Origin of the sequence: Cellulomonas sp. Root137 (genome assembly GCF_001426725.1) — a bacterium.
Taxonomy (GTDB): Bacteria; Actinomycetota; Actinomycetes; order Actinomycetales; family Cellulomonadaceae; genus Cellulomonas.
Window position 1 is genome coordinate 291,034 of the sequence record NZ_LMFG01000003.1, and the last position, 22,181, is coordinate 313,214.

Genomic DNA, 22,181 nt, shown 5'->3' on the forward strand with positions numbered 1-22,181 from the left:
CGTGAATGAACGACTGGTGGTGCAGGGCGCCCGCGAGCACAACCTTCGGAACGTCGACCTCGATCTCCCGCGTGACAAGCTCATCGTGTTCACCGGTCTGTCCGGCTCCGGGAAGTCGTCGTTGGCGTTCGACACCATCTTCGCGGAGGGGCAGCGCCGGTACGTCGAGTCCCTGTCCGCGTACGCGCGTCAGTTCCTCGGGCAGATGGACAAGCCCGACGTCGACTTCATCGAGGGCCTCTCGCCTGCGGTGTCGATCGACCAGAAGTCCACCAACCGGAACCCGCGGTCCACGGTCGGCACGATCACCGAGGTGTACGACTACCTGCGCCTGCTGTTCGCGCGGGCGGGAACGCAGTACTGCCCGGTGTGCGGCGAGCGCGTGACCGCGCAGACCCCGCAGCAGATCGTCGACCGCCTGCTCGAGCTGCCCGAGGGCACCCGCTACCAGGTGCTGGCGCCGGTCGTCCGCGGCCGCAAGGGCGAGTACGCGGACCTGTTCAAGGAGCTGCAGAGCAAGGGCTTCGCCCGCGCCCGGGTCGACGGCGAGGTCGTGCAGCTCACCGAGCCCCCGGCGCTCGAGAAGAAGCTCAAGCACGACATCGAGGTCGTCATCGACCGCCTGGTCTCCCGCGAGGGCGTCCAGCGCCGGCTCACCGACTCCGTCGAGACCGCCCTCGGCCTGGCCGGCGGGCTCCTCGTCGTCGAGCTGGTGGACGCCGACATCGACGACCTGACGCGCGAGCGGCGGTTCTCCGAGCACCGTGCGTGCCCGAACGACCACGTGCTCACGCTCGACGAGATCGAGCCCCGGACCTTCTCGTTCAACGCCCCGTACGGCGCGTGCCCCGAGTGCACCGGGATCGGCTCGCGCCTCGAGGTGGACCCCGACCTGGTGGTCCCCGACGAGGACCTGTCGCTCGACGACGGCGCCGTCGCGCCCTGGGCGCAGATCTCCAGCGAGTACTTCTCCCGCGTGCTCAGCGCGTTGGCATCCGACATGGGCTTCTCCACGTCCGTGCCGTGGCGCGCGCTGCCGCAGCGGGCCAAGGACGCGGTGCTGCACGGCCAGAACCACGAGGTGAAGGTCCGGTACAAGAACCGCTGGGGTCGCGAGCGGCAGTACTCGACCGGGTTCGAGGGCGTCATCACGTTCCTCGAGCGCCGGCACAACGAGACCGACTCGGACTGGAGCAAGGAGAAGTACGAGGCCTACATGCGCGAGGTCCCGTGCCCCGTGTGCGAGGGCGCGCGCCTCAAGCCCGAGGTGCTCGCCGTCAAGGTCGGCGGCAGGTCCATCGCCGAGATCTGCACGCTCCCCATCCGGGAGGCCCGCGAGTTCCTCGACGGGCTCCAGCTGGGCGAGCGCGAGCGTGCCATCGCCGCGCAGGTGCTCAAGGAGATCCAGGCGCGCCTCGGCTTCCTGCTCGATGTCGGCCTCGACTACCTCTCACTGACCCGCCCGGCCGCGACGCTGTCCGGCGGCGAGGCGCAGCGCATCCGGTTGGCCACTCAGATCGGCTCTGGCCTGGTCGGCGTGCTCTACGTGCTCGACGAGCCGAGCATCGGGCTGCACCAGCGGGACAACCGTCGCCTGATCGACACGCTCACCCGCCTGCGGGACCTGGGCAACACGCTGATCGTCGTCGAGCACGACGAGGACACCATCCGGACCGCGGACTGGATCGTCGACATCGGACCGGGTGCCGGCGAGCACGGCGGGCGCGTGGTGCACTCGGGAGACCTCGCGGGCCTGCTGGCGTCGGCGGAGTCCGTCACGGGTGCCTACCTGTCGGGGCGTCGCTCGATCCCCATGCCCCCGCTGCGCAGGCCCGTCGACTCGAAGCGCCAGCTCACGGTGATCAACGCGCACGAGCACAACCTGCAGGGGATCGACGTCTCGTTCCCGCTCGGTGTGCTCACCGCGGTGACCGGCGTGTCCGGGTCGGGCAAGTCGACGCTGGTGAACGCGATCCTCTACACCGTGCTCGCCAACGAGCTCAACGGCGCGCGCCAGGTGGCGGGCCGGCACAAGCGCGTGACCGGTCTGGAGCACCTGGACAAGGTCGTGCACGTCGACCAGGGCCCGATCGGCCGCACGCCGCGCTCCAACCCGGCGACGTACACCGGCGTCTGGGACCACGTCCGCCGACTGTTCGCGGAGACCACCGAGGCCAAGGTCCGCGGCTACACGCCCGGCCGGTTCTCGTTCAACGTCAAGGGCGGCCGCTGCGAGGCGTGCTCCGGCGACGGCACGCTGAAGATCGAGATGAACTTCCTTCCGGACGTGTACGTCCCCTGCGAGGTCTGCCACGGCGCGCGGTACAACCGCGAGACGCTCGAGGTGCACTTCAAGGGCAAGACGGTCGCCGACGTGCTCAACATGCCGATCGAGGAGGCCGCCGAGTTCTTCGCCGCGGTCCCCGCGATCTCCCGGCACCTGCGCACCCTCGTCGACGTCGGCCTCGGATACGTGCGCCTCGGTCAGCCGGCGCCGACCCTCTCCGGCGGCGAGGCGCAGCGCGTCAAGCTCGCGGCGGAGCTCCAGCGCCGCTCGACGGGCCGGACGATCTACGTGCTCGACGAGCCGACCACCGGGCTGCACTTCGAGGACATCCGCAAGCTGCTCGGCGTGCTCCAGTCCCTGGTCGACAAGGGGAACTCGGTCATCGTGATCGAGCACAACCTCGACGTCATCAAGAACGCCGACTGGGTGATCGACATGGGTCCCGAGGGCGGCAGCGGCGGCGGGCTCGTCATCGCCGAGGGCACGCCCGAGCACATCGCCTCGGTGGAGGCGAGCCACACCGGACGGTTCCTGGCCGAGGTGCTGGAGCCCGTCGCGACTCCGGTCAAGCGCCGCGCGGTCAAGCAGCGCGTCCCGGCGTGACGCGACCGGTTCGTGGGCTCGGCTACGTCCGTGAGCCGGTCAGTGCAGGACGGTCTGCGCCGTGCGCACCGGCACCGGTTCGTGCCGCACGGGGAAGTTCACGGACCGCGAGATGAAGCAGTGCTCGTGCGCCTGGTGATGGATCCCGGCGAGCACGCCGTCGGTGATCGCGGCGCCGGTGGGCAGGTGCGCCCCGGCGGCGACCGTCACGCGCGGTCGCAGGACGACCTCGCGGAACTGGCCCTGACCGGCGGCCTCGATGCGCATCGTGCCGACGGCCTGGTCCTCGTACCCGACGACGACCACCCCCGCCGCGGAGGCGAGATGCAGGAACCAGAGCATGTGGCACTGCGCCAGCGCACTGACCAGCAGCTCCTCCGGGTTGTACCGCGACGGGTCCCCCCGGAAGGCCGGGTCGGACGACCCCAGCAGCGGCGGCTTCGACCCGATCCGCACCTCGTGATCGCGGCTGTACGCGGTGTAGCTCGAGGTGCCGGTCCGGCCGGCGCCGGTCCAGGTGAGGTCGACGGAGTACGTGTGCAGGGGGCCCATCAGCCCACGGTAGCGGTCCTGCCGTTCGGTGACGTGGGTGCCGCGAACTACGCTCGACCGCATGGCTGATCCCGCCACGTACCGTCCCGCGCCGGGGGAGATCCCCGACTCGCCGGGCGTCTACCGCTTCCGTGACGAGCACGGCCGAGTCATCTACGTCGGCAAGGCCAAGAGCCTGCGGTCGCGCTTGTCCAGCTACTTCCAGGACCTGTCCGGCCTGCACCAGCGCACGCAGCAGATGGTGACGACGGCGGCGTCGGTGCAGTGGACCGTCGTCGGCACCGAGGTCGAGGCACTCGCGCTCGAGTACTCGTGGATCAAGGAGTTCGACCCGCGGTTCAACGTGAAGTACCGGGACGACAAGTCCTACCCGTACCTGGCGGTGACGCTGGCGGACGAGTTCCCCCGCATCCAGGTGATGCGGGGTGCCAAGCGCAAGGGCACGCGCTACTTCGGTCCGTACGCGCACGCGTGGGCCATCCGGGAGACGGTCGACCTGCTGCTGCGGGTGTTCCCGGTCCGGACCTGCTCGGCCGGCGTGTTCAAGCGCGCGCACCAGCAGGGCCGGCCGTGCCTGCTGGGGTACATCGACAAGTGCTCGGCGCCGTGCGTCGGACGCATCTCCCCGGACGACCACCACCTCCTGGCGCAGGACTTCTGCGACTTCATGGCGGGCGACACCGCCAAGTTCACGCGGCGGCTGACGGCGCGCATGAAGGAGGCCGCCGCGGAGCTCGACTACGAGCGCGCGGCGCGGCTGCGGGACGACATCGCGACGCTCCAGCGAGCCACCGAGAAGAACGCCGTCGTGCTGGCGGACGGCACCGACGCGGACATCTTCGCCCTGGCCGGCGACGAGCTCGAGGCCGCGGTGCAGGTGTTCCACGTGCGTGACGGGCGCATCCGCGGTCAGCGCGGCTGGGTGGTGGAGAAGGTGGAGGACGTCACCGACGCCGAGCTGGTCGAGCACCTGCTCCAGCAGATCTACGGCTCCGAGGCGGCGGCCGGCGACGGCGGGGCCGGCTCGTCGGCGGTGCCGCGCGAGGTGCTCGTCCCTGTGCTGCCTCCTGACGTCGACCAGGTGCAGGCGTGGCTCACGGGCTTGCGCGGGAGCAGGGTGTCGGTGCGGATCCCGCAGCGGGGCGACAAGCGCGAGCTGGCGGCGACGGTGCACCGGAACGCCGAGCACGCGCTCGTCCTGCACCGCACCCGCCGCGCCGGGGACCTGACCACCAGGAGCCAGGCGCTGCAGGAGATCCAGGAGGCACTCGACCTGCCGTCCGCGCCGCTGCGGATCGAGTGCTACGACGTCTCGCACAACCAGGGCACGTACCAGTCGGCGTCGATGGTGGTGTTCGAGGACGGCCTGGCCCGCAAGAGCGAGTACCGCCTGTTCACCATCCGTGGCCCCGAGGGGCAGGGCGCGCGCGACGACACCGCCGCGATGCACGAGGTCATCACGCGCCGGTTCCGGCGCTACCTGGCCGACCGTGCCGACGCGCGGGACGTCGAGCTGGGGACCGGCGAGGACGACGACGGCCTGCCGCTGCGGTCGGGGCCCATCGACGAGGTCACGGGCAAGCCGGTCCGGTTCGCGTACCCGCCGAACCTCATCGTCGTGGACGGTGGCCCACCACAGGTCGCCGCGGCAGCCGCTGCCATGGCGGAGCTCGGCATCGACGACGTCGCGCTCGTCGGGCTGGCCAAGCGGCTGGAGGAGGTGTGGCTGCCGGGGGAGGCGTACCCGGTGATCCTGCAGCGCAGCTCGGAGGGTCTGTACCTGCTCCAGCGTCTGCGCGACGAAGCCCACCGCTTCGCCATCACGGCGCACCGCAAGCGGCGGAGCAAGGGCATGACGACGTCGGTGCTGGACGGGGTGCCCGGGCTCGGGCCCGCGCGACAAGCGGCGCTCCTGCGGCACTTCGGGTCGGTCAAGCGGCTGCGGGCGGCGTCGGTCGAGGAGATCGCGTCGGTGCAGGGGATGGGGGAGCGCACGGCGGCGGCGGTCGTCGCTGCGCTGGCCTCCCCGGGAGTGGCGTCGGACCAGGTCGCCGAGTCGGCTGGCATGCTGGAGGCATGAGCGACGAGCCTTCGCCGATCACGGTGCCCGCCGGGATCCCCGCCCTCGAGGCGGCCACCGAGGCGCCCCACCTGAGCCAGCCGCAGGTCCTGATCATCACCGGCATGTCGGGGGCCGGTCGCACGCGTGCGGCCGCGGTCCTCGAGGACCTCGACTGGTACGTGATCGACAACCTCCCCGCGCAGATGCTCACGCACCTCGTCGGGATGCTCACCAGCGGACCGGCCGGGGCCGGGGCGCAGCGCCTCGCCGCGGTGATCGACGTGCGCGGGCGCGAGTTCTTCCGTGACCTGTCCCCGGTGCTGCAGGGCCTGCGCGAGTCCGGCGTCGAGTACCGGATCCTCTTCCTCGACGCCTCCGACGAGGTCCTGGTCCGGCGGTTCGAGCAGGTCCGACGCCCGCACCCGCTGCAGGGCCAGGGCCGGATCCTCGACGGCATCGCGGAGGAACGCGCGATCCTCGCGGACCTGCGGGAGCGGGCCGACACCCTCATCGACACCTCCGAGCTCAACGTGCACGACCTCGCCCGCGAGGTCCGCTCGGTCGTGGCCAGCGGCGCCGAGGACGCCCTGCGCATCTCGGTCGTGTCGTTCGGGTTCAAGTACGGCCTGCCGCTCGACGCCGACCACGTGGTGGACATGCGGTTCCTGTCCAACCCCTACTGGATCACCGAGCTGCGGCACCTCACGGGCAGGGACGCTCCTGTACGGGACTACGTGCTCGGCCTGCCGGGCGCGATCACGTTCGTGGACCGGTACGTCGACGCGCTGGAGCCGGTGCTCGCGGGCTACCTCAACGAGGAGAAGCGGTACGTGACCATCGCGGTCGGCTGCACCGGCGGCAAGCACCGGTCGGTCGCCGTGAGCGAGGCCATCGCCGCCAGGCTGCGGGACCGGGGGCACCTCGTCTCCGTGTCGGCCCGCGACCTCGGCAAGGAATGAGGGCGGCCGCGCCGGCCGTCGTCGCACTCGGTGGCGGTCACGGCCTGTCCGCGTCCCTGTCCGCGCTGCGGCTGATGACCGACCGGATCACCGCCGTCGTCACGGTCGCGGACGACGGGGGCTCGTCCGGGCGGCTCCGCGAGGAGCTGGGCGTGCTGCCTCCCGGCGACCTGCGGATGGCGCTGGCGGCCCTGTGCGACGACTCCGACTGGGGCAGGACCTGGCGGGACGTGCTGCAGCACCGGTTCAGCTCGACGGGCGACCTGGACAAGCACGCGGTGGGCAACCTGCTCATCGTCGCGCTGTGGGAGCTGCTGGGGGACACCGTCGAGGGCCTCGACTGGGTAGGCAAGCTGCTGGGTGCCCGCGGCCGGGTCCTGCCGATGTCGGCGGTGCCGCTGCGGATCGAGGCGGACGTCGTCGACGCCACGGGTGGCACGCACCGCGTGGTCGGCCAGAGTGCCGTGGCGGTCACGACCGGGACCGTCGCCCAGGTCCGGCTGGAACCGGCCGACCCCCCGGCATGCCCGGAGGCCGTGGCGGCGATCGAGGCGGCCGACTGGGTCGTCCTCGGTCCGGGCTCCTGGTACACGTCCGTGCTGCCGCACCTCCTGGTCCCCGGCCTGAAGGACGCCCTGCACCGCACGCGCGCCCGCACGATCGTCACGCTCAACCTCGCGTCGGGTGAATCGGGCGAGACCGCCGGCATGCGTGCCGAGCAGTATCTGGAGGTGCTGCAGACGCATGCTCCGGAGCTGAGGGTCGATGCGGTCATCGCGGACCCGACGGCGGTCGAGGACGTGTCGGTGCTCGCTGCGCGGAGCGCGGACCTGGGCGCGCGCCTGCTGCTGCGTCAGGTCAGTCGCGGCGACGGGACCGCCAGGCACGACCCGCTGCGCCTCGCGGGGGCCTACTCGGACGTGCTCGAGGGGTTCCTCGGCGACGTCGGCACGCGGGAGAACCCACCCGAGTAGGTGACCGGACCGGTCCCGGACACGCGTCTTGCAATGGCAGGATGCACCCCATGGCGTTGACGGCACAGGTGAAGGACGAGCTCGCCCGGCTGAAGGTGGACAAGACGTCCTCACGGAAGGCTGAGGTCTCGGCCACCCTGAGGTTCGCGGGGGGCCTGCACATCATCTCCGGCCGGATCGTCATCGAGGCGGAGCTGGACACGGGCATCGCGGCTCGTCGGCTCCGGCAGGCGATCTCCGAGGTGTACGGGCACGAGAGCGAGATCATCGTCGTCTCCGGCGGCGGACTGCGCCGGGGGAGCCGGTACGTGGTCCGCGTGGTCAAGGACGGCGAGTCGCTGGCACGCCAGACCGGGCTCCTGGACAACCGGGGACGACCGGTCCGCGGTCTGCCGCCGCAGGTCGTGTCGGCCGGCGTCGCCGAGGCCGAGTCCGCCTGGCGCGGCGCGTTCCTCGCGCACGGCTCGCTCACCGAGCCGGGCCGGTCGTCGGCCCTCGAGGTCACGTGCCCCGGTCCCGAGGCGGCGCTCGCCCTGGTGGGTGCCGCGCGACGTCTGGGGATCGCCGCGAAGGCCCGGGAGGTGCGCGGCATCGACCGTGTCGTCATCCGGGACGGGGACGCGATCAGCGCGATGCTCGCCCGGCTCGGCGCCCACGAGACGATGCTGGTCTGGGAGGAGCGTCGCGTGCGGCGCGAGGTCCGCGGCACCGCCAACCGGCTCGCCAACTTCGACGACGCCAACCTGCGCCGATCCGCACGTGCCGCGGTGGCCGCGGGTGCGCGGGTCGAGCGGGCGTTCGAGATCCTCGGCGACGAGCTCCCGGAGCACCTGCGCGAGGCGGGCGAGCTGCGCCTGGCGCACAAGGAGGCCTCGCTCGAGGAGCTGGGCAAGCTCGCCGTGCCGACCCTCACCAAGGACGCCGTGGCCGGTCGGATCCGACGCCTGCTCGCGACCGCGGACAAGCGCGCGGCCGAGCTCGGCATCCCGGACACCGAGGCGGGCCTGAGCCCCGACCTGCTCGACCTCTGACCTGGGACATCACGGGGGACGGCGTCTCATCAGGGACCTTCGTCACCGCGTGAGCCCGGTCACTGGTATAGGGTTCATGTCATCCGAACGTCACACGACGGACATGTGTTGGGCACGAGAAACCGCCTATGCCGCCGACGTCCGGAGCGCACAGCGGCGTGCGTGACCCCATCACCAAAATGTGTGCGCCGGCCCCTCGTCGGCGCTGCCGAGGAGGGCAAGTGACCATCCGCGTCGGTATCAACGGCTTCGGCCGTATCGGGCGTAACTTCTACCGGGCCATTCTGGCTTCCGGTGCCGACATCGAGATCGTCGGCGTGAACGACCTCACGGACAACAAGACGCTCGCGCACCTGCTCAAGTACGACACCGTGCTGGGCCGGTTCCCGCTGAGCGTCGACTTCGACGACGAGAACATCATCGTCGACGGCAAGAAGATCCGTGCGCTCGAGGAGCGGGACCCGGCCAAGCTGCCGTGGGCCGAGCTCGGTGCGGACATCGTGATCGAGTCGACCGGCTTCTTCACGGACGCCACGAAGGCGAAGGCCCACCTCGAGGCCGGCGCCAAGAAGGTCATCATCTCCGCCCCGGCGAAGAACGAGGACGGCACGTTCGTCGTCGGTGTCAACCACACCGACTACGACGCCGCGACGCAGCACATCATCTCCAACGCGTCGTGCACCACGAACTGCCTCGCCCCGGTGGCCAAGGCCCTGAACGACTCGATCGGCATCGAGCGTGGCCTCATGACCACGATCCACGCCTACACGGGTGACCAGAACCTGCAGGACGGCCCCCACAAGGACCTCCGTCGTGCGCGCGCCGCGGCGCAGAACATCGTCCCGACCTCGACCGGCGCGGCCAAGGCCGTGGCGCTCGTGCTCCCGGAGCTCAAGGGCAAGCTCGACGGCTTCGCGCTGCGCGTCCCGGTCATCACCGGCTCGGCCACGGACCTGACGTTCACGGCCTCGCGCGAGGTCACCGTCGAGGAGGTCAACGCTGCGGTCAAGGCCGCCGCGGACGGCCCGCTCAAGGGCATCCTCGAGTACGTCGAGGACGAGATCGTGTCGAGCGACATCGTCACGAACCCGCACCAGAGCATCTTCGACTCGAAGCTCACCAAGGTGAGCGGCGACCTGGTGAAGATCATCGCCTGGTACGACAACGAGTGGGGCTACTCGAACAGCCTCGTCGCCCTCACGTCGTACGTCGGCGAGCGTCTCTGACGCTCTCGTCGTTCCACGAGTGACGGTCATGCGTCCGCGTGCGCCCCGGCCTCTCGGCCCCGGCGCACGCGGACGCAGCCATGTCTGCCCCCGCTCGATCGAAGGTAGGAAACCATGAAGACCATCGAGGACCTCGGGGACCTGCGCGGCAAGCGCGTCCTGGTCCGCTCCGACTTCAACGTGCCGCTCGACGGCACCACCATCACCGACGACGGCCGCGTGCGCGCGGCGCTCCCGACGCTGCAGGCGCTCCTGTCCGCCGGCGCCCGCGTCGTCGTGATGGCCCACCTCGGCCGCCCCAAGGGCGCGCCGGAGGACAAGTACTCCCTCAAGCCCGTCGCGGACCGGCTCTCCGAGCTGCTCGGCCAGCCCGTCGCCCTGGCGACCGACGTCGTCGGCGACTCCGCCAAGGCGGCCGTGGCCGCGCTGCAGGACGGTCAGATCGCGCTGCTGGAGAACATCCGGTTCGACGCGCGTGAGACGTCCAAGGTCGACGCCGAGCGCGCCGAGCTGGCCGGCGAGCTCGCCGCGCTGGCCGATGTCTTCGTCTCCGACGGCTTCGGCGTCGTGCACCGCAAGCAGGCGTCCGTGTACGACGTGGCGCTGGTGCTCCCGCACGCGGTCGGCAAGCTCGTCCTGAAGGAGGTCGCGTCGCTGCGCAAGGCGACCGACGACCCGGCGCGCCCCTACGTGGTGGTGCTCGGCGGCTCCAAGGTGTCGGACAAGCTCGGCGTCATCGCCAACCTGATCACCAAGGCGGACCGCCTGCTCATCGGTGGCGGCATGCTCTTCACGTTCCTCGCGGCCAAGGGCTACTCGGTGGGCAACTCGCTCCTCGAGGAGGACCAGATCGAGACCGTCAAGGGCTACCTCGCGCAGGCGGAGGAGGCCGGTGTGGAGATCGTCCTGCCCACCGACATCGTCGTCGCCGACGAGTTCAAGGCGGACTCCCCGGCGCAGGTCGTCGCGGCCGACGCCATCCCGGACGGCAAGATCGGCCTGGACATCGGCCCTGACTCCAGCGCGCTGTTCGCGAGCAAGATCGTGGACGCCAAGACGATCGTCTGGAACGGTCCGGCGGGCGTCTTCGAGTTCGAGGCGTTCTCGGGCGGTACGCGTGCCGTCGCGCAGGCGCTCGTCGACGCGGGCACGCACGGCGGCTTCACGATCGTCGGCGGTGGCGACTCCGCCGCGGCCGTGCGCACGCTCGGCTTCGACGAGGCCGGGTTCGGACACATCTCGACCGGTGGTGGCGCGAGCCTCGAGTTCCTCGAGGGCAAGACGCTCCCCGGTATCGCGGTTCTGGAGGACTGAGCGTTGACCACTCGCACCCCGCTGATGGCGGGCAACTGGAAGATGAACCTGGACCACCACCAGGCCACCCACACCGTGCAGAAGCTCGCGTGGACTCTCAAGGACGCGAAGCACGACTTCTCGGCCGTCGAGGTCTGCGTCCTGCCGCCGTTCACCGACCTGCGCAGCGTGCAGACCCTCGTGGACGCGGACAAGCTCGAGCTCGTCTACGGCGCCCAGGACGTCTCGGCGCACACGTCGGGCGCCTACACCGGCGAGATCTCGCCGCTGTTCCTGGCCAAGCTCGGCGTCACGTACGTCGCCGTCGGCCACTCGGAGCGTCGTGAGTACCACAACGAGTCCGACGAGCTCATCAACGCCAAGGTCACGTCGGCGCTCAGCGCGGGCATCGTCCCGATCCTGTGCGTCGGCGAGGTGCTCGACGTCCGCAAGGCCGGCGAGCACGTGCCGCACACGCTCGCGCAGCTGGACGGCGCCCTCGCCGGTCTGACAGCGGAGCAGGTCAAGACGATCGTCGTGGCCTACGAGCCCGTCTGGGCCATCGGCACCGGCGAGACGGCGACCCCGGAGGACGCCCAGGAGCTGGCGGCCGCCATCCGGACGCGCATCGGCGAGCTGTACGACGCCGAGACGGCCGACGCGGTCCGCGTGCTCTACGGCGGTTCGGTGAAGTCGTCCAACGTCGCCTCGATCATGGCGAAGCCGGACGTCGACGGCGCGCTCGTCGGCGGCGCGAGCCTGGACCCCGAGGAGTTCGCCGCGATCGCGCGGTACAAGTCGCACGCCGTGGGTCTCTGAGACCACCGCGGGCAGGTCGTGGGGGCCACCCTGCGACCTGCCCGCGTACGGTGGTGGCTTATCGCCCCCGTCGTCGCCTACCCTGTACCGCGGTCCACCGCAGCGTCGCTGGCTCTACCGCCGTCGACGTGCCCGCCCAGTAAGGAACTGACACCGACGTGACCGGCCTTCGTATCGCCCTCCAGGTGCTGCTGGTGCTGACCAGCCTCCTGCTCATCCCGCTCGTCCTGCTGCACAAGGGCAAGGGCGGTGGCCTGTCCGACATGTTCGGTGGCGGCATCACGAGCAGCGCCGGGAGCTCCGGTGTCGCGGAGCGCAACCTGAACCGGATCACGGTCGGCACCGCACTGGTGTGGACGGCGATCATCATCCTGCTCGGTCTCATCGAGCGCACGGTCTGAGGCGGTAGGCGATGGCGAGCGGGAGTGCGATCAGGGGGTCGCGTGTCGGTGCCGGCCCGATGGGCGAGGCCGAGCGCGGGGACACCGCCCCGCGGGTCTGGGTGTCGTACTGGTGCGCCAACGGGCACGAGACCCGGCCCAGCTTCGCCGAGGAGGCCGCTCTCGAGGCCCCGGTCACGTGGGACTGCCCCCGCTGCGGGTTCCCCGCCGGGCAGGACCAGGAGAACCCTCCGTCGCCGTCCAAGAACGAGCCCTACAAGACGCACCTCGCCTACGTGAAGGAGCGGCGGTCCGACGAGGACGGCGCCGCGATCCTCGACGAGGCGCTGGCCGCCCTCCGCGCCAAGCGCGGCGGCTGAGCTCGCACAGATCGACGAAGGCCCCTCGCAGCGTTGCGGGGGGCCTTCGTCGTTCCTCAGGTCAGGCGCGGACGCGGAGGAGCGCGAAGCCGTCGTAGCCCTTGCTGCCGACCGTCTGGACGACCGTGGCGTCGTAGCGCGGGTGGTCGGTGAGCAGGTCGACCATCCGGCGGACGCCCTGCACCCGCTCGTCGGTGTGGTCCGCGTCCAGCACAGCACCGCCCCGGACGACGTTGTCGACGACGACCACCGAGCCTGGGTGCGTGAGCTCCAGGGTCTGCTCGAGGTAGCGGGGGATCGACTGCTTGTCGGCGTCGATGAACACGAGGTCGTAGGGCTCGGTGCCGTCCGCGATGAGCCCGTCCAGCGTGTCCGCGGCCGGCCCCACGAGGACGTCCACCAGCGCGTCGACCCCCGCCTGCGTGAGCGAGTCGGTGGCGACGCGCGCGTGCTCGGGGTCGATCTCCAGGGTGGTCAGGCGGCCGTCCGCGGGCAGGGCGCGCGCGAGCCACAGGGTGCTGTAGCCGCCGAGCGTGCCGATCTCCAGGATCCTCCGGGCACCGACCGTCTGGGCGAGCAGGTGCAGCAGCTTGCCCTGGTGGGGGGTGACGGCGATGTCCGGCAGCCCACCGGCCGTGGCCGCGTGCCGCGTCTCGACGAGGGCGACGTCCTCGGGCGTGAGCGCCGAGAAGTAGTGGTCCACCTGCGTCCAGAGCTCGTCCGGAGTCTGCGGGGCGGCCGGGAACGCGGCGGCGGTCGTGGAGATCGCCGACGGGGTGCCGAGACGCTCGGTGGCGGCGACGTCGACCAGCCAGAGCGTCCGCTCGGTGCCCAGGGCACCGGCTGCGGGCGTCGTCGAGACCGGGACCCCGCGCAGTGCCGAGGCGACCGCGTCGGCCTTCTCCGCCCCGGCGGCGACCACCCAGACCTCCCGCGCGGCACGGATCGCGTCGAACGTCAGCGAGACGCGCTCCGGGGGCGGCTTGGGGGAGCCGTGCACGCCCACCGTGGGGCGGCCGGTCACGTCGAGCGCCTCGTGCCCCGGGAACAGCGAGGCGACGTGCCCGTCCGGTCCCATGCCGAGGAGCACGACGTCGAACGCCGGGGAGCCGGCCCCGGCGAGCTCCGCCGCGTAGGCCTCGGCGGCCGCCTCGGGCGTCGGGACGTCGTCGCTGGGCGCCGGCATCGGGTGCACGTTCTCGGCCGGCAGGGCGTCACCCAGCGCGTCCAGGAGGGCGTCGCGCGCCTGCGTCTCGTTGCGGTCCGCATCTCCCTGAGGCAGGAACCGCTCGTCGCCCCACCACAGGTGCACGCCGGACCAGTCGACCGCGTCGCGGACGGGGCTCGCCGCGACGGCCGCGAGCGACGCGATGCCCACCGTGCCACCCGTGAGGACCACGTGGACGGGGGAGCGGTGCGACTGGACGTCGACCAGGTGCGTGAGCAGGCGGGCCGCCACGGACTCGGCCAGCACCCGCGCATCCGGGTGGACGACGACGTCGCGGTTCACGCGTCGATCCTTGCGAGGCCCTTCAGCAGCACCTCGCCGTAGACCTCGTCGGCGTCGAGACGCCGCAGCTCCTCCGCGAGGCACTCGCGCAGCTGGCGGATGGGCAGGGCGATCCGGTGCTCGGGCTGGTCGGGCTGACGCAGCGCCGCCGTCTTGCCGTCGGGCCGGTCCAGCACGATGTCGCCCGACGACCGCTCGAGGCGCACCTGCGTGATCGCGGGGGCGTCCTTGATGCGCTCGATCTCCACCGGGCAGCGCAGCGCGTACGCCAGCCACGCGGCCATGAGGTCGACCGACGGGTGCGTGCTCTCGCCCACGACGACGGCCTTGTGCACGGGCTCGAACGGCGGCTGGTCGAGGGTCGCCGCGATGAGTCCGCGCCACAGGGTCGCGCGTGTCCAGGCCAGGTCGGTGTTGCCGTCGACGTGGGACGCCGCCAGCTTGCGGAGCGCGGCGTTGGGGCGTGCCACCTGCGTGGAGTCGGTGATCCGCCGCGCCGCCATCTTGCCGATCGGGTGCTCGGCGACGTTCTCGGGGATCTCGTACGGCCACCACGCGACGATCGGCGCGTCGGGCAGGAGCAGCGGGATCACCAGCGTGTCCAGGTGGCGCTCGAGCTGACCGGACGGGCGCAGCACCAGCACCTCGCTGGCCCCGGCGTCGCCCCCGAGCCGGATCTGCGCGTCCAGGTTCGACGCGCGGTCCTTGGTGTCGTTGGCGATCACGATGACGCGGCACGGGTGCTCGCGGCTGGCGTCGTTGGCCGCGTCGATCGCCTCGTCGGGGTCGCGGTCGCCCACCGGGATGATGAGCGTCAGCACGCGTCCGAGGGCGATCGCGCCGCCCTCGTCGCGCTCCTTGAGGAGGCGCTTGTTGATGTCCCTGGTGGTGGTGCTGGGCATCTCGATGATCATGGCCGCCTCCAGGCTCGTCCGTCGCGCGCCATCATCTTGTCCGCCGACTCCGGTCCCCACGTGCCTGACCGGTACTCGTCGGGCTTGCCCTGCTTGGCCCAGTAGGCGGTGATCGGGTCGAGCACCTTCCAGGACAGCTCGACCTCTTCGTGCCGCGGGAACAGCGGCGGGTCGCCCAGAAGGACGTCGAGGATGAGCCGCTCGTAGGCCTCCGGGGAGGACTCCGTGAACGCGTGCCCGTACCCGAAGTCCATGGTGACGTCGCGCACCTCCATGGCGGTGCCGGGCACCTTGGCGCCGAACCGCAGCGTCACGCCCTCGTCGGGCTGCACGCGGATGACCAGGGCGTTCTTGCCCAGCTCCTCCGTGGCGGTCGACTCGAACGGCAGGTGCGGAGCCCGCTTGAAGACGACAGCGATCTCCGTGACGCGACGGCCCAGGCGCTTGCCGGTACGCAGGTAGAACGGCACCCCGGCCCAGCGGCGGTTGTCGATGTCGACGCGGATCGCCGCGAACGTCTCGGTGGTGGACTCCGGGTTGAAGCCCTCCTCCTCGAGGTAGCCGACGACCTTCTCGCCACCCTGCCACCCGGCCGCGTACTGCCCGCGGGCGGTGTGCTTGCCGATGTCGCGGGGGAGCTTGACCGCGGAGAGGACCTTGATCTTCTCGGCCCGCAGGCCCTCCGCCTCGAACGACGCCGGCTCCTCCATCGCCGTGAGCGCGAGGAGCTGCATGAGGTGGTTCTGGATGACGTCCCGGGCCGCGCCGATGCCGTCGTAGTACCCGGCCCGCCCGCCGATGCCGATGTCCTCGGCCATGGTGATCTGGACGTGGTCCACGTAGTTGGCGTTCCAGATGGGCTCGTACAGTTGGTTGGCGAAGCGCAGCGCCAGAAGGTTCTGGACCGTCTCCTTGCCCAGGTAGTGGTCGATCCGGAAGATGTCGTCCGGCCGGAACACGTCCGACACGATGTCGTTCAGCTCGCGGGCGCTGGCCAGGTCGTGGCCGAACGGCTTCTCGATGACGACGCGGCGCCACGTGTCCGGGGACGGCTGCGAGAGGCCCGAGCGGGCGAGCTGCTTGCAGACCACCGGGAACGAGCTGGGCGGGACCGAGAGGTAGAACGCGTGGTTGCCGCCGGTCCCGCGGGACACGTCGAGCTCCTCGACCGTGTCACGCAGCCGGTCGAACGCGTCGTCGTCGTCGAACGTCCCCTGCACGAACCGGATGCCCTCGGACAGCTGGCGCCAGGTGGCCTCGCGGAACGGCGTGCGGGCGTACTCCTTGACCGAGTCGTGCACGATCTGCGCGAAGTCCTGCGTCGCCCAGTCGCGGCGGGCGAACCCCGTCAGCGCGAAGCCGGGCGGGAGCAGACCGCGGTTGGTCAGGTCGTACACGGCCGGCATGAGCTTCTTGCGGGCCAGGTCGCCCGTGACACCGAAGATCACCAGCCCGCAGGGGCCGGCGATGCGGGGGAGACGCCGGTCGCGGGGGTCGCGCAGCGGGTTGTGACCCGCGGACACCTTGCTCGGGCTCACCTGGCGTCCCCGGCCTGGTTCTGCTGAGCGGCGCCCGTGAGCCCGTCCGAGACGGTGCCCAGGAGGTCACCCCAGCTCGCCGTGAACTTGTCCACGCCTTCGACCTCCAGCTGCTCGGTGACCTCGTCGATGTCGATGCCCAGGTCGCGCAGACCTGCGATGACGGCCTCCGCCTCCTGGCGGGTGCCGGTGACCGTGTCGTGGGCGTCGCCGCCGTGGTCCGCGACCGCGTTCAGCGTGGCCTCGGGCATCGTGTTGACGACGCCGGCCACGACCAGCTCCTCGACGTAGAGCGTGTCGGGGTAAGCCTTGTCCTTGACACCCGTCGAGGCCCACAGCGGTCGCTGCGGGTGCGCACCGGCCGCGGCCAGGGCGGCCCAGCGGTCGTCCGCGACGACCTCCTGGTAGAGGCCGTAGGCGAGCCGGGCGTTCGCGATCGCCGCCTTGCCCCGCAGAGCCGCGGCCTCGGGCGTGCCGATCGCGTCGAGCCGCGGGTCGATCGCGGTGTCGACGCGCGAGACGAAGAAGGAGGCGACCGAGGCGATCGGAGCCAGGTCGTGCCCGTTCGCCTGCGCCTTCTCGAGCCCGCTCTGGAACGCGTCGAGGACCGCGCCGTACCGCTCGAGCGAGAAGATCAGGGTGACGTTGACGCTGATCCCCTCGGCGAGCACCGCGGTGATGGCCGGCAGCCCCTCGAGGGTGGCGGGGATCTTGATGAAGACGTTCGGGCGGTCGACGGTCGACCACAGCGACTTCGCCGACGCGATCGTCCCGTCGGTGTCCTTGGCCAGCCGGGGATCGACCTCGATCGAGACGCGACCGTCCACGCCGTCCGTGGCGTCGTACACGGGCCGCAGGATGTCGGCGGCCTGCCGGACGTCGTCGGTGGTGATCCGGAAGACCGCCGCGTCGACATCGGCACCGTCCGCGGCGAGCTCGCGCAGCTGCTCGTCGTAGGCGTCGCCCTTCGAGAGGGCGCTCGCGAAGATCGACGGGTTCGTGGTCACCCCGACCACGCCCTTGTCCGCCACCAGCTCGGCGAGGTTCCCCGTGCGCAGGCGTTCACGCGAGAGGTCGTCGAGCCAGATCGCGACGCCGGCCTCAGCCAGTCGTGCCAGAGGGGTGCTGCTCGGTGCCATGGTCGATCCCCTTCTCCCGCTCGCCGGCCCCGATCGTGACCGGGGCCGGCGTGCCCGTTCGGACTCAGACCTGCTGGTCGCCCGTCAGCCCCACGTTGGTGGGCAGACCGGCGCTGCTCGCGGGGCCGGCGCCGCCGCGTGCCGCCGCGATCGACTCGTGCGCCGCCGCGACGACCGCCTCGGGCGTGAACCCGAACTCGCGGAAGAGCGTGTCGGCGTCGGCCGACGCTCCGTAGTGCTCGATCGAGACCGAGCGCCCGGCGTCGCCGACGAGCTTGTGCCACGACAGCGCGATACCGGCCTCGACCGACACGCGAGCCTTCACCGACGAGGGCAGGACCGACTCGCGGTAGTCCTCGTCCTGCTCGGCGAACCACTCCAGGGACGGTGCGGACACCACGCGGGTGGCCACGCCGGCGGCCTCGAGCGTCTCGCGCGCCGCGACGGCGTGCTGGACCTCGGACCCTGTGCCGATGAGGATCACGTCCGGCGTGCCGGAGCTGGCCTCGAGCAGAACGTAGGCGCCGCGGGCGACGCCCTCCGTGGTCGCGAACCCGCCCTCGCCGCGGGGGAACGTCGGGACGTTCTGCCGCGTGAGGATCAGGCCGACCGGACCGTCGGTGTGCGCGAGGATCGCTCCCCACGCCGCCGCGGTCTCGTTGGCGTCGGCCGGTCGCACGATCGTCAGGCCGGGGATGGCGCGGACGGCGGCGAGGTGCTCGATCGGCTGGTGCGTCGGGCCGTCCTCGCCGAGGCCGATGGAGTCGTGCGTCCACACGTAGATCGCCGGCACGCCCATGAGGGAGGCCAGGCGGACCGAGCCGCGCATGTAGTCGCTGAACGTGAAGAACGTCCCGCCGTACGGCCGGGTGAGACCGTGCAGACGGATGCCCGACAGGATCGCGCCCATCGCGTGCTCGCGGATGCCGAAGTGCAGCGTGCGGCCGAACTCGTCGCCCGAGAACTCGTGCGTCGAGCGCTTGGCGGGGATGAAGGACGGCTCGCCCTTCATGGTCGTGTTGTTGGAGCCGGCCAGGTCGGCCGAGCCGCCCCAGAGCTCCGGCAGCACGGGGGCGAGCGCGCTGAGCACCTCGCCGGAGGCCGCGCGCGTCGCGACGGACTTGCCGGCGGGGAACACCGGGAGCGACTCGGACCAGCCGTCGGGCAGGTCTCCCGCGACGAGCCGGTCGAGGAGCGTCGCGTTCTCGGGGTTGGTGGTGCGCCAGGCGTCGAACGCGCTCTGCCACTCGGCCTTGGCCGGCGCCGTGCGGGCCGACAGCCCACGGGTGTGCGCGATGACCTCCGGGTCGACCTCGAAGGTCTTCTCCGGGTCGAAGCCGAGCAGCTCCTTGAGCCCGCGGATCGCGTCGCCACCCAGCTTGGAGCCGTGCGACGAGTGGTCGTTCGTCTTGGTCGGCGTCGGCCACGCGATGAGGGTGCGCAGGCCGATGAAGGACGGGCGGTCGGTGACGGCCTTGGCGGCCTCGATCGCGGCGTGCAGGGCGTCGACATCCTCCTGGTAGCCGTCCGGGCCGCCGGTCCAGTCGACGAACTGCACGTGCCAGCCGTACGCCTCGTAGCGCGCGACGACGTCCTCGGTGAACGCGATCTCGGTGTCGCCCTCGATCGAGATGTGGTTGTCGTCCCACAGCACGATGAGGTTGCCGAGCTCCTGGGTGCCCGCGATGGACGACGCCTCGGACGTCACGCCCTCCTGCAGGTCACCGTCGGAGGCGATCACGTAGACGAAGTGGTCGAACGGGCTCGTGCCCGGCGCTGCCTCGGGGTCGAGCAGACCGCGCTCGCGCCGTGCCGCCATGGCGAACCCGACCGCCGAGGCGAGGCCCTGGCCGAGGGGACCCGTGGTGATCTCCACGCCGGTGGTGTGCTTGTACTCGGGGTGCCCCGGGGTCTTCGAGCCCCACGTGCGCAGCGCCTCCAGGTCCTCGAGCTCCAGGCCGAAGCCGGCGAGGTAGAGCTGGATGTACTGCGTCAGGCTGGAGTGCCCGGCGGACAGGATGAACCGGTCCCGGCCGAGCCAGTGCGGGTCTGCCGGGTCGTGCCGCAGCACGTTCTGGTAGAGCAGGTAGGCCGCGGGAGCAAGGCTGATCGCCGTCCCCGGATGGCCGTTGCCCACCTTCTCGACCGCGTCGGCGGCCAGGACACGCACGGTGTCCACCGCCCGCAGGTCGACGTCGGTCCAACCGACCGTCTGGGCCAAGGGAGCCTTCGCGTTCACCGCACCTCATTTCCACCCGAGCAGGGGGCCGGGTGTCGTGTCGAACGAGATCGACATCCGCGTCGGGATGCCGGGCAGGTGGGACGTCGCGCCGTCGCGGCGGTCGTCGGACCGTGCGATCCGACCTTATAGCGCACCAGGGTGAGGCTGCCGGGCGTGACCATCTCCCGGCCCGAGCGACCGATCTCACACCGGCCGTGGCGGCGATCCCTCGCCTGCGTCGCGCCCCTGCGCAGGCACAGGCCGTAGCATGGCTGCGCGACCCATCCCCGCCTGGAACACGAACGGACCCGCAGCGCGTGCGCCTCAGCAGCCCCCTGTCAGTCGACGACGCCGGAGCGTCCTCCGCGTCGACCCCGGGGCCCGCTGACACGACGGTGACCGTCGCACCGAGCGGCCCGCTGGCCCGCCTGCGCCGGACGGTCGGTCCCTACGTCGCGCTGACCAAGCCGCGCGTGATCGAGCTGCTGCTGGTCACCACGCTGCCGACGATGATCCTGGCGCAGGGCGGCTTCCCGAGCTTCGGCCTGGTGGTCGCGACGCTGGTCGGAGGGGCGGCCGCGGCCGGGTCGGCCAACGTGCTGAACTGCTACCTCGACCGCGACATCGACAAGATCATGAACCGCACCAGGCGGCGGCCGATCGTCACGGGGCAGGTGTCGCCCCGCGCCGCGCTGATCTTCGGTCTCGCGCTCGGTGTGGTCTCGCTGACCTGGCTCGCGCTGATGGTCAACCCGGCGTCCGCGTGGCTCACCGCCGCGGCGATCCTCATCTACGTCGTCGGCTACACCATGATCCTCAAGCGCCGCACCTCGCAGAACATCGTGTGGGGTGGTGCGGCGGGCTGCATGCCGGTGCTCATCGGCTGGTCGGCCGTCACCGGTGGCGTCTCGTGGACGGCCGCGCTCCTGTTCGGCGTGATCTTCTTCTGGACGCCGCCGCACTACTGGCCGCTGTCCATGAAGTTCCGCAAGGACTACGCCGCGGCGGGCGTCCCGATGCTGCCGGTCGTGGCCAAGGACACCCGGGTCGCGCGGGAGATGATCGCGTACACGGTCGCGATGATCGCCTGCTCGCTGCTGCTGGTCCCCGTGCAGGGCATGACCTGGGTGTACGGCGTCGTCGCCCTGGCCCTGGGGATCTGGTTCCTCTGGTCGTGCATCGGCCTGCTGCGCCGCGCCGAGCACCCCGAGTCGGGCAAGCTGCACGCGATGCGCGTGTTCCACGCCTCGATCACCTACCTCACCCTGCTGTCCGTCGCGATCGCGGTGGACGTGTTCCTGCCCCTCTGAGCGTGACTGCCACCGCGATCGACTCGGCGCTCGAGCTCTACCTCGCCCACCTCACCGTCGAGCGGGGCCTGTCGACCAACACGCTGCTGGCCTACCGCCGCGACCTGACGCGGTACACGGCCTTCCTGGAGACCCGCGGCTGCCGCGAGCCCTCGGACGTCGCCGAGCTCGACGTCGAGGACTTCCTGCTCGCGGTCCGCACGGGCTCGGACGGCCGCACCGCACTGTCCGCCTCGTCGGCCGCCCGCATCGTCGTCGCGGTCCGTGGCTGGCACCGCTTCCTGCTGCTCGACGGCGTCACCGGACTGGACCCCGCCCGCGCCGTGAAGCCCCCCGCGCAGCCGAAGCGGCTCCCGAAGGCGATCTCCGTCGGGGACGTCGAGCGCCTGCTGGACGCCGCCGGCCTCGGCGACGGTCCGGTGCCGCTGCGTGATCGCGCGCTCCTCGAGCTCGTGTACGGGACCGGTGCGCGCATCTCCGAGGCGGTCGGCCTGGATGTCGACGACCTCGACCGGACGCCCGGACGCGCGTCCGTCCGGCTGTTCGGCAAGGGCAGCAAGGAGCGCGTGGTGCCGCTGGGCACGTTCGCGCTCGACGCGGTGGAGGCGTACCTCGTCCGGGCGCGGCCCGCGCTGTCCGTCGGGAGCAGGGGCGGGTCGCCGGGGGTCTTCCTCAACACGCGGGGTGCCCGCCTCAGCAGGCAGAGCGCGTGGGCAGTGCTGCGCGTCGCAGCGGAGCGCGCGGGGCTGGCGGGTGCCGAGCACATCTCGCCGCACACGCTCCGGCACTCGTTCGCCACGCACCTGCTGGCCGGGGGAGCGGACGTCCGGGTGGTCCAGGAGCTGCTCGGGCACGCGTCCGTGACGACGACCCAGATCTACACGATGGTCACCGCGGACACGCTGCGCGAGGTGTACGCGGCGTCGCACCCCCGGGCGCGATGAGCATCACGCGCCCCTCGGACTGTCGCGCGGTCATCGGGG

General features: G+C 71.5%; 18 protein-coding genes. 12 read left to right on the top strand and 6 right to left on the bottom strand.

Annotated features, from left to right (window positions below; all coding sequences use genetic code 11):
• Position 1 precedes the first annotated feature (1 nt).
• A complete protein-coding gene (uvrA, locus tag ASD18_RS16415) occupies positions 2-2,890 on the top strand; it encodes an excinuclease ABC subunit UvrA (RefSeq protein ID WP_056094539.1) in 2,889 nt (962 codons plus the stop codon).
• 39 nt (positions 2,891-2,929) lie between these two features.
• Here the strand turns inward: uvrA and ASD18_RS16420 are convergent, their stop codons facing one another.
• Positions 2,930-3,442 carry an OsmC family protein gene (locus ASD18_RS16420; RefSeq protein WP_056094542.1) on the bottom strand — a complete coding sequence of 171 codons (513 nt, stop codon included), beginning with the start codon at positions 3,440-3,442 and terminating at the stop codon, positions 2,930-2,932.
• 61 nt (positions 3,443-3,503) lie between these two features.
• On the opposite strand from ASD18_RS16420, the gene uvrC reads away from it, so the two are divergent.
• From uvrC to ASD18_RS16465, 9 genes are all read left to right on the top strand, one after another.
• The gene (gene uvrC, locus ASD18_RS16425) at positions 3,504-5,522 is read left to right on the top strand and encodes an excinuclease ABC subunit UvrC (RefSeq protein ID WP_056094544.1); all 2,019 of its coding nucleotides are present in this window, start codon (positions 3,504-3,506) and stop codon (positions 5,520-5,522) included.
• Positions 5,519-6,463, top strand: coding sequence for an RNase adapter RapZ (rapZ, locus tag ASD18_RS16430; protein WP_056094547.1), 945 nt, complete (start codon positions 5,519-5,521; stop codon positions 6,461-6,463). The genes uvrC and rapZ overlap by 4 nt, the downstream gene beginning before the upstream one ends.
• Entirely contained in the window at positions 6,460-7,437 is a 978-nt protein-coding gene (gene yvcK / locus ASD18_RS16435) for a uridine diphosphate-N-acetylglucosamine-binding protein YvcK (RefSeq protein WP_056094549.1), read from the top strand. Before rapZ ends, yvcK begins: the two co-directional genes overlap by 4 nt.
• 50 nt (positions 7,438-7,487) lie before the next feature.
• The gene (gene whiA, locus ASD18_RS16440; RefSeq protein ID WP_056094552.1) at positions 7,488-8,468 is read left to right on the top strand and encodes a DNA-binding protein WhiA; all 981 of its coding nucleotides are present in this window, start codon (positions 7,488-7,490) and stop codon (positions 8,466-8,468) included.
• A gap of 221 nt (positions 8,469-8,689) precedes the next feature.
• The gene (gene gap / locus ASD18_RS16445) at positions 8,690-9,694 is read left to right on the top strand and encodes a type I glyceraldehyde-3-phosphate dehydrogenase (RefSeq protein WP_056094555.1); all 1,005 of its coding nucleotides are present in this window, start codon (positions 8,690-8,692) and stop codon (positions 9,692-9,694) included.
• A 114-nt stretch (positions 9,695-9,808) separates the two neighbouring features.
• Positions 9,809-11,008 carry a phosphoglycerate kinase gene (pgk, locus tag ASD18_RS16450; RefSeq protein WP_056094558.1) on the top strand — a complete coding sequence of 400 codons (1,200 nt, stop codon included), beginning with the start codon at positions 9,809-9,811 and terminating at the stop codon, positions 11,006-11,008.
• Between the two features lie 3 nt (positions 11,009-11,011).
• Positions 11,012-11,806 (top strand): triose-phosphate isomerase, encoded by a 795-nt coding sequence (gene tpiA / locus ASD18_RS16455; RefSeq protein ID WP_082574155.1) that lies wholly within the window; start codon positions 11,012-11,014, stop codon positions 11,804-11,806.
• 158 nt (positions 11,807-11,964) lie between these two features.
• Complete coding sequence (gene secG, locus ASD18_RS16460; protein WP_056094564.1) at positions 11,965-12,207, top strand: preprotein translocase subunit SecG; 243 nt, start codon at positions 11,965-11,967, stop codon at positions 12,205-12,207.
• 11 nt (positions 12,208-12,218) lie between these two features.
• The gene (locus ASD18_RS16465) at positions 12,219-12,566 is read left to right on the top strand and encodes an RNA polymerase-binding protein RbpA (protein WP_056094567.1); all 348 of its coding nucleotides are present in this window, start codon (positions 12,219-12,221) and stop codon (positions 12,564-12,566) included.
• Positions 12,567-12,627: 61 nt separating this feature from the next.
• On the opposite strand, the gene pgl is transcribed toward ASD18_RS16465, so the two are convergent.
• The 5 genes from pgl to tkt all read right to left on the bottom strand — a co-directional run bounded on the left by pgl (position 12,628) and on the right by tkt (position 19,906).
• Positions 12,628-14,076, bottom strand: coding sequence for a 6-phosphogluconolactonase (gene pgl, locus ASD18_RS21870; RefSeq protein WP_056094570.1), 1,449 nt, complete (start codon positions 14,074-14,076; stop codon positions 12,628-12,630).
• A complete protein-coding gene (locus tag ASD18_RS16475; RefSeq protein WP_056094573.1) occupies positions 14,073-14,990 on the bottom strand; it encodes a glucose-6-phosphate dehydrogenase assembly protein OpcA in 918 nt (305 codons plus the stop codon). The genes pgl and ASD18_RS16475 overlap by 4 nt, the downstream gene beginning before the upstream one ends.
• Positions 14,987-16,528, bottom strand: a complete 1,542-nt coding sequence (gene zwf, locus ASD18_RS16480) for a glucose-6-phosphate dehydrogenase (RefSeq protein ID WP_056094576.1) — start codon at positions 16,526-16,528, stop codon at positions 14,987-14,989. Before zwf ends, ASD18_RS16475 begins: the two co-directional genes overlap by 4 nt.
• Positions 16,525-17,667 carry a transaldolase gene (gene tal, locus ASD18_RS16485; RefSeq protein ID WP_056094581.1) on the bottom strand — a complete coding sequence of 381 codons (1,143 nt, stop codon included), beginning with the start codon at positions 17,665-17,667 and terminating at the stop codon, positions 16,525-16,527. Before tal ends, zwf begins: the two co-directional genes overlap by 4 nt.
• Positions 17,668-17,731: 64 nt before the next feature.
• On the bottom strand, positions 17,732-19,906 hold the full coding sequence (gene tkt, locus ASD18_RS16490; RefSeq protein ID WP_056094584.1) for a transketolase: 2,175 nt from the start codon (positions 19,904-19,906) through the stop codon (positions 17,732-17,734).
• Between the two features lie 377 nt (positions 19,907-20,283).
• Between tkt and ASD18_RS16495 the strand changes: the two genes are divergently transcribed.
• Both ASD18_RS16495 and ASD18_RS16500 read left to right on the top strand, forming a co-directional pair.
• Positions 20,284-21,198, top strand: a complete 915-nt coding sequence (locus ASD18_RS16495) for a heme o synthase (RefSeq protein ID WP_056095246.1) — start codon at positions 20,284-20,286, stop codon at positions 21,196-21,198.
• A 2-nt stretch (positions 21,199-21,200) separates the two neighbouring features.
• Positions 21,201-22,142: a site-specific tyrosine recombinase XerD gene (locus tag ASD18_RS16500; protein ID WP_156388050.1), complete on the top strand. Its 942-nt coding sequence runs from the start codon at positions 21,201-21,203 to the stop codon at positions 22,140-22,142.
• Positions 22,143-22,181 lie beyond the last annotated feature (39 nt).